At 65.8% G+C, this 2,235-nt stretch carries 1 protein-coding gene and 1 pseudogene; one reads left to right on the top strand and one right to left on the bottom strand.

All coding sequences use genetic code 11. From position 1 onward, the window contains the following. The first annotated feature begins 259 nt into the window (after positions 1-259). Positions 260-1,426: an IS110 family RNA-guided transposase gene (locus tag AC0L2R_RS33665; protein ID WP_473514082.1), complete on the top strand. Its 1,167-nt coding sequence runs from the start codon at positions 260-262 to the stop codon at positions 1,424-1,426. Between the two features lie 198 nt (positions 1,427-1,624). Here AC0L2R_RS33665 and AC0L2R_RS33660 read toward each other — a convergent pair. Then, positions 1,625-2,235: pseudogene (locus tag AC0L2R_RS33660) on the bottom strand (hypothetical protein); the annotation flags it as partial.

Below are 2,235 nucleotides of genomic sequence, written 5' to 3'. Positions count from 1 at the left end.
TCGATTTCGCTGACGGCGGTTGCGATCAGGGCCGGAAAGACGGGGCTGGCAAATGGGCGCCCGCCGGTTGGATCGTCCAGAGGTGATTAGGCTGTTCGTGGCTGGATCGGCGGCGCTGCGGGGGTGGCGAACAGCGCCAGGAAGAAGGCACACAAAAGCCTCAGCCAGTTGAGCAGGAGGCTGAAGATGATATGGGGCGAGCGGCGAGGGTGTGGCATCCTTCGGCGCTCCAAGAACATCCAGCAGAAGGAGCGTCCCCATGTCGCAATCTTTTGACGCGAGCCGGTCCCTTACCGCTCTTGAGCAGAATAACACGATCATCACCATCATCGAAATGAGCAAGGCGAAGTGGCTGGTTGCCGCGCTTGTTCCGGGCCTCAAGCGCCAGCCGCTCAAGAAGCTCGATGCCGACGCGCCAGCACTGTTGAAGCTGCTGCAGCGCTGGCGCGACGAAGCCGGCCAGGCCGGGCACGCGATCAAGCGGATCGCCGTCGCCTATGAGGCGGCCGGCGACGGCTTCTGGTTGGCGCGCTTTTTGCGGGCGCACGGCATCGAGGCCTACGCCATCCATCCCGCCAGCGTTGCGGTGTCGCGCGAGCACCGCCGCGCCAAGACCGATCGCCTCGACACCCAGCTGTTGATGCGTGCCTTTCTTGGCTGGCTGCGCGGCGAGAAACGTCATTGCTCCATGGCTGCGATCCCGACCATCGAAGAGGAGGACGCGCGACGGCCGAGCCGCGAGCGGGAGAGCCTGGTCGGCGAGCAGACGCGGCTTATCAACCGCATCAAGGCGGTGCTCGCCCGCTTCGGCATCCACAGCTTCCGGCTGAGCCTGCGCTGCGCGGCGGATAGGCTCGAGAATATCCGCACGGCTGAGGGGACGGCGCTGCCGCACAACACCCGCGCCGAGGTCCACCGCTTCCTCGAGCGGCTCAACCTGGTGCGCCAGCAGATCCGCGCGATCGAACAGGAAAGGGAGCGCAAGCTCTCGGCCGTCCCGGCGGCGGAAAACGGCCCGCATGCGATGGTTCGCCTCATCGCGCGGATTATCGGCATCGGCGTCGAGACGGCGGACATGCTGGTCCACGAGATCCTGTCGCGCGGCTTGCGCGATCGCCGCGCCGTGGCGCGCTATGCCGGGCTGACGGGGTCGCCGGACGAGAGCGGCAAACGCCGCCGCGAGAAAGGGCTGGCACGCGCCGGCAATGCCCGCGTGCGGCGCGGCATGATCCAGTTGGCCTGGCGGTTTCTGCGCTTCCAAAAAGACAGTGCCCTGGCCCAATGGTTCCAGGCGCGCACGAACGACGGCCGCAAGACGACGCGCAAGACGATGATCGTAGCGCTGGCCCGCAAGCTGCTGATCGCGCTGTGGTGTCTCGTCACCGCGGGCGAGGTGCCGCAAGGCGTCAGTTTGCGCGCGGCGTGACAGCCACATGGGAAGAGGAGAACAAGGCACAATCCTATTGGCGGGCATCTAGCAAGGTCTGCCGATGACGATCCGAGGTGGCGGTGACCCGCGCTACAACATGGTGTTTTACAGGCCGTGCTGAAGAATGGGCCCGCCGCCCCGGAGCTTCGCCACCGATGCGCATGCTGCATCATGGTTCAGATCCACGGGGGGGATCTACCGCATACAAGTCTGCCGCGCGACCTCCGCGCCTGGCTCGGCGAGCTCGCCTCGGAATCCATCGTCGGCTTTTTGGCCCCCTGCAAGAAAGGGGCTCACCCGACCCCGACAAAGCCTGCCGCCGGTGCTCGTGACCGTCAAGGACAAGTCGCTGCGCGATGGGCCTGCGGCCCACCCTTGACCGTCCCTGCGCGCGGCGGCCCGTTCGAAGCAGGTCGGGACGAGGAGATGGGTCGCCAGTTGGCCGAACCAGGAGATGAGGAAACGAACCACGAACCAAGCTTGACAATCATCGCCCCATACAAGTTGTAGCCGACGGCGGCAAGCACAGCGTTGTTGGCATCGCCCCTCGGAGAAGGCCAGGAAGTTGCGGCCGATACGGTGGTCGTTCTTGAGATGGCCGATGACGGGTTCGACGGCGGCCCGGCGTCGCAGCGCCCGTTTGACGACCTTGGTGAGGCCGCGCTTGTAGCCGGCGACATGGACCTTGAACATCTTGCCCTTCGGGGCGTTGTGGCCGCGATAGCCGGCATCGGTGACGATCTTGCCGAGGCTGACGTCGATGGTGTCCTCGATTGCCGGGATGATGGTGGCCAGCGTGTGGCCGT

This window comes from Mesorhizobium sp. WSM4820 (assembly GCF_055811075.1).
The sequence above is the reverse complement of the archived record's forward strand: the minus strand, read 5'-3'. Positions and strand labels throughout refer to the sequence as shown.